Source organism: Streptococcus sp. GMD6S (assembly GCF_000297015.1).
Window position 1 is genome coordinate 1 of the sequence record NZ_AJRH01000292.1, and the last position, 4,819, is coordinate 4,819.

A 4,819-nucleotide genomic window follows, 5' to 3' on the forward strand; every position below is an offset into this window, starting at 1 on the left:
GCTAATCATGAAGCGTGAAAAACACACCCTAGATATGGCAATCAGTAACATAGCTCATGATATTCGGACACCTTTAACAATCGCTTCAGGATACACTCAACAACTAATAAAACACCCCGATAATAGTTCAGAAACCTTAAATAAAATAGCCCATCATCAGGATTTGGTTTCCAAACGGTTGGAGGCTCTCCTCGAATACCGTCATTTGATGGAAGGAGCAGTCAAACCGAAACTGGAAGAACTTGATTTATCAACTTTTATAACGAAAAAGACTTTAGCTTATTACGACGTTTTTCAATCTTCACAGATTGTTCTTGATTTTAACGTTGAACCAGGATTGAAAACGACGACTGATGAGGACTTGCTTGATCGAATTATACAAAACCTTCTTGGAAATGTTCTCAAGCACGGCAAGGAGAAGGCTCGACTTTCTTTGAAAAAGGAAGACAATAGCCTTGTTTTGAAAATTGATAACCTAGTCAAAAAATCTATCAAGAATATAGACAATCTCAGCAATCGTTTTTATTCTGAAAATATGTCAGATACCGAAGAATCCTCTGGTTTAGGTCTCTATATTACTGAGGAATTGGTTCATCTTCTTGGAGCGGAAATGAAGCTAGCCACTGATGGAGAATGGTTTTCAGTCTTTATTTATCTTTAACAGAAGAAACCTCCTCTATATCCTAGAGGAGGTCCTTTTTATAAGCTTTTCTTCTTGAAAATAATCAGTCCACTGAAAGAGAAGAAAAGTATGACTGTTACGCAAACCGTGATGGTATAGAGAATAGCTTGACTATTAGTAGTCATAGCATAGGCAAAATCTAGAATTAAATATCGAAGAATTTCAATGTCTGGGAAAACAAGAATTGGAATAGAAACGACAATAGAGCTAATCAGATAACCAATAAATACGGCAAGATAAGAATGAGTTAGGTAGAGAATAAAGGAGACAATCGAAAGCCAAGCGAGTAGGCATAGAAATTGAAGGGAAATCGTCAAGAGGAGATTAGTAACAAAACCATCAGGCATTGTACCAAGTCCGTTTAGTAGAGTCGCGGGAATAAAGGCAATCACAAGACTGGTGATGAGTTGTAAGAGAGCGATACTTGCTAGTACAAAGAATTTAGCAAGGAAAAATTCTGTACGAGAAACGCCAACTGTCAAACTATTTTTATAAAGCTTGCCGATTAAATCGACCCCAAGAACTAAACACACTAGAATAATACAGAGGAAAACGAGGTTTGAGCCGTTATTTGACGCGTTGATTAGAGCTAATATCCCATTCCAACCATGGGTAGGAAGCTCAGGTGGTGCTGCCTGAACTGACATTAGATGCCCTGTAGCTCCAATAGTAGCACCCAGTAACATAAGTACAAAGAGAATGAATTCTGTAATCCAGAATCCTTTGGAGCGGAAAAGACGGTAAAAATCTGCTTGAATGGTATGTATCATGATTTTTCTCCTATTCTACCAATTGGGTGAAGTATTCTTCTAGGTTTTGACGGGCAAAGTAAATCTCATCAATAGCAACATCGGACAAAGTTAGTTGCTTAAGAATCTGTTTGACATCTTGTTCATTACCAAAGATATGGATTTCCTTTTCAGGGTTTACAACCTTAAACTGGAGCTGGATTTGTTCTTTCAATACCTGACAAGCTCTTTCCTTGTCGCTTGTTTTAAGCACAATATAATCCTCGCTCAGTGTTTCAAACTCAGCTTTACTGATTTCACGGATAATCTTACCTTGATCCAGAATACCAAAGCGATTAGCTAAGAGATAGAGTTCTGACAAGATATGGCTAGAGATGAGGATGGTTATGCCTTTTTCTTGATTTAGCCGCTGGATCATGAGACGAAATTCTTTGATTCCAATTGGGTCGAGACCATTAATAGGTTCATCAAGAATAAGGAAGTCGGGTTTGGACAGAAGAGCAATAGCGATACCAAGTCTTTGTTTCATTCCTAGCGAGAAATCACGAAAGACTTTCTTACCTGTATCAGACAAACCTACATAATCTAGTGTTTCTTGAATAACTTTATCAGCATTTGGAATATGGCGGATCATACAATAATATTTCAGATTTTGATAGGCTGTTAAGTGATTATGAGCTACAGGTGATTCGATAACTGAACCTACTCGAGATAAGCCCTTGGTCCACTCATTTTCCGATTGACTAGAAAAGAGGGAAACAGTTCCTTTATCCGCAAACAGTAGTTGTGTAATGATTTTGATAAGAGTAGTTTTACCTGCTCCATTTTTTCCGATTAGACCATAAATATCTCCCTCTTTTATGGTTAGACTAAGATCTTGAAGAATAGCTTGTTGTCCGAATTGTTTGGTCAGTCCATGAATTTCGAGTACTGTTTTCATGATTTTCTCCTTTTGATTTATTTTTCTAACTTTAGTATAAGGTATAGAAATCAAAGAAATATCAAGTAATTCTAAAGAGTTTCTAAAGTTTTGTGATTCTTAAAAAAACAAAACCCAGTTGACATGAACTGGGCTTCTCAATTATAAAATATACTTCTCAATGGCACGCGCAACGCCTTCTTCTTCATTGCTATCTGTAACGTCATTAGCAAGGGATTTGACATGGTCGCTGGCATTTCCCATAGCAATGCCAAGCCCTGCAAACTGAAGCATTTCGATATCGTTATTGGCATCGCCCATGGCCATAATTTCTGAGGGCTCGATCTTCAAAATCTCTGCTAGTCGAGAAAGAGCAGTAGCCTTAGTAGTCCCAAGTGGCATGGCTTCATAAATGACAGGCTGTGAACGAACGCCACTGAATCGTTGGCAAAGCTCCTCAGCAAACCGCTGCTCAAAATCGTCTGTTTGCTCTTTGGTGCCTAAAAACATTCCTTGGAACATACGATACTTGCCACTGGTAGCTTCCTCAAGGGAAATTTCAGTCAAGTCTGAAAAGACGAGTTTGGCATCATTTTGAACGATTTGATTAGGCTTGCCACCGAGAACAAAATAATGTTTCTCATCAAAAAGAGTCAACTGGACGTCGCTTTTTTCTGCTAAGTCATAGAGGTATTCAATGTCAGATGGACTGAGTTCTTGCCAGTCAACTAGACTCCAGTCACTGGTCTGATGGGTTGAGCAACCATTATTGACAATGACGTGCTCGTTCTGTAGGTCAAGTCCTAGTTGTTTATAGTAGGGGAGGACACCGAAAAGCGGGCGACCTGTACAGAGAACCAGTTTGACACCTTTTTCAATGGCTTGGTGAATGGCAGTGATGTGGGCTTGCGGGATTTCCTTGGCTTCATTGAGGAGGGTTCCGTCCATATCCAAGGCTAGTAGTTTAATCATAAGACTTCCTTTTCTAGGTGTTTGCTTTTATTATAGCATATAGACTATAAAATGTCTGACAGAATAGTAACATTTGACTTTCCTTTTCTTGAAAAAGAAAATAAATTCTTATATAATATGTATACTTAATATTTAAGGAGAAATAATGTCAAAGTATCACTTTAATTCAATTTACAAAAATGATGAAACAGAATCTACAGGTCTTCTTTTCATAAAAGTCTACAACAAGTGGGAAAGCAACTTAAAAAGAGTTTTGAAATCGGTTGGTCTTACTCTGCCTCAATTTATCGTTTTGACTTCGCTCTTGTTTCTGACTAATAGAGAGAAATATGTGACACAAGTTGATATTGCTCGGTTCACTGGTATGGATGTCATGACGGTTTCTCAGATTGTCCGGTTACTGGAGAAGAAAAACTACATTAAACGTGATCAACATCCAAAGGATAGTCGGGCAAAACTGGTCTCAGTAACGAAGTCTGGCGCGGAGAAGGTCAATCAAGCTTTACCTTTAGTAGAAGGTGTTGATGAAAATTTTTTTGAAAAACTATCTAACGATAGAGAAGTTTTTAATCGCTTTTTAGTAGAGTTGGAGGATAAAAATGCCTAGATATTGGGTAGGAGTTGTTTCGAAGAACCATGTTTTAAGAGGAGTTGAAGGGAATTTTTGCCAGGTCTGTCATGGAAAGGGTGGCCCCTTAAATCGTATGAAAAAAGGTGACTATCTTTTATACTATAGCCCAAAATACGATATGAATGGTCAAGATAAGTTACAGGCTTTTGTGGCCGTAGGTAAGATTATAGACGACAAGGCCTATCAAGTAGAGCAATTTGAAGGATTCTTTCCCTTTAGACGAAATGTCGAGTATTATCAGCCAGTCAAAGATTGCTCCATAGAAATAGCCAGACAACATCCTGAATGGAAAGACTATACTTCTCGACTTCGTTATGGGCATTTTGAAGTTTCCAAAGACTTTTTTCTCTATATCTTTCAGCATATGAAAGTGGATGATGAAGGATGATTGATTTGCTAATTAAATGATTGTCAACTAGAATTTTGGATTTGGACTGTGAAGCGAACTTTGCTATAATAGAGTAAGAAACTTTGATAAAGCAAACGAGGCTGAGATGAAATTACTGTATACTGATATTCGGACTTCTTTGACTGAAATTTTAACGAGAGAGGCAGAAGAACTGGTTGCTGCAGGCAAGCGGGTTTTCTACATCGCCCCCAACTCTCTTTCATTTGAAAAGGAACGTGCCGTGCTGAAATGCTTGCCTCAGCAGGCTTCTTTTGCGATTACCGTCACGCGTTTCGCTCAAATGGCTCGTTACCTGGTTTTAAATGATTTGCCTGCCAAGACCAGTCTTGATGAAATCGGGCTTGGGATGGCTTTTTATAAGTGCCTTGCGGAACTCGATCCCAAGGACTTGCGTGTTTATGGTGCAATTAAACAAGATCCTCAATTTATCCAGCAGTTGGTTGAACTTTATCATGAG

At 38.5% G+C, this 4,819-nt stretch carries 6 protein-coding genes and 1 pseudogene; 4 read left to right on the forward strand and 3 right to left on the reverse strand.

Features of this window, described 5'->3' with window-relative positions; translation table 11 throughout:
- Positions 1 to 661: sensor histidine kinase (locus GMD6S_RS10830; protein WP_000663352.1), on the forward strand; the 661-nt coding region annotated here is incomplete at its 5' end.
- Positions 662 to 699: 38 nt separating this feature from the next.
- Here GMD6S_RS10830 and GMD6S_RS10835 read toward each other — a convergent pair.
- The 3 genes from GMD6S_RS10835 to GMD6S_RS10845 all read right to left on the reverse strand — a co-directional run bounded on the left by GMD6S_RS10835 (position 700) and on the right by GMD6S_RS10845 (position 3,322).
- Positions 700 to 1,452 carry an ABC transporter permease gene (locus GMD6S_RS10835; protein WP_000581972.1) on the reverse strand — a complete coding sequence of 251 codons (753 nt, stop codon included), beginning with the start codon at positions 1,450 to 1,452 and terminating at the stop codon, positions 700 to 702.
- Between the two features lie 10 nt (positions 1,453 to 1,462).
- Positions 1,463 to 2,371 carry an ATP-binding cassette domain-containing protein gene (locus GMD6S_RS10840; protein ID WP_000859684.1) on the reverse strand — a complete coding sequence of 303 codons (909 nt, stop codon included), beginning with the start codon at positions 2,369 to 2,371 and terminating at the stop codon, positions 1,463 to 1,465.
- A 141-nt stretch (positions 2,372 to 2,512) separates the two neighbouring features.
- A complete protein-coding gene (locus GMD6S_RS10845; protein ID WP_000593606.1) occupies positions 2,513 to 3,322 on the reverse strand; it encodes a Cof-type HAD-IIB family hydrolase in 810 nt (269 codons plus the stop codon).
- A gap of 145 nt (positions 3,323 to 3,467) precedes the next feature.
- Here GMD6S_RS10845 and GMD6S_RS10850 point away from each other — a divergent pair, with 145 nt between their 5' ends.
- From GMD6S_RS10850 to GMD6S_RS10860, 3 genes and pseudogenes are all read left to right on the forward strand, one after another.
- Positions 3,468 to 3,929: a MarR family winged helix-turn-helix transcriptional regulator gene (locus GMD6S_RS10850; RefSeq protein ID WP_000049669.1), complete on the forward strand. Its 462-nt coding sequence runs from the start codon at positions 3,468 to 3,470 to the stop codon at positions 3,927 to 3,929.
- A complete protein-coding gene (locus GMD6S_RS10855; protein ID WP_001138492.1) occupies positions 3,922 to 4,341 on the forward strand; it encodes an EVE domain-containing protein in 420 nt (139 codons plus the stop codon). The genes GMD6S_RS10850 and GMD6S_RS10855 overlap by 8 nt, the downstream gene beginning before the upstream one ends.
- 106 nt (positions 4,342 to 4,447) lie before the next feature.
- Positions 4,448 to 4,819 (forward strand): annotated as a pseudogene (locus GMD6S_RS10860) (ATP-dependent nuclease subunit B); the annotation flags it as partial.

Bases quoted from the DNA above. Each gene is read 5' to 3' on its own strand.
- GMD6S_RS10855 (WP_001138492.1), top strand. From the start codon at position 3,922: ATGCCTAGATATTGGGTAGGAGTTGTTTCGAAGAACCATGTTTTAAGA.
- GMD6S_RS10845 (WP_000593606.1), bottom strand. From the start codon at position 3,322: ATGATTAAACTACTAGCCTTGGATATGGACGGAACCCTCCTCAATGAA.
- GMD6S_RS10840 (WP_000859684.1), bottom strand. From the start codon at position 2,371: ATGAAAACAGTACTCGAAATTCATGGACTGACCAAACAATTCGGACAA.
- GMD6S_RS10850 (WP_000049669.1), top strand. From the start codon at position 3,468: ATGTCAAAGTATCACTTTAATTCAATTTACAAAAATGATGAAACAGAA.
- GMD6S_RS10835 (WP_000581972.1), bottom strand. From the start codon at position 1,452: ATGATACATACCATTCAAGCAGATTTTTACCGTCTTTTCCGCTCCAAA.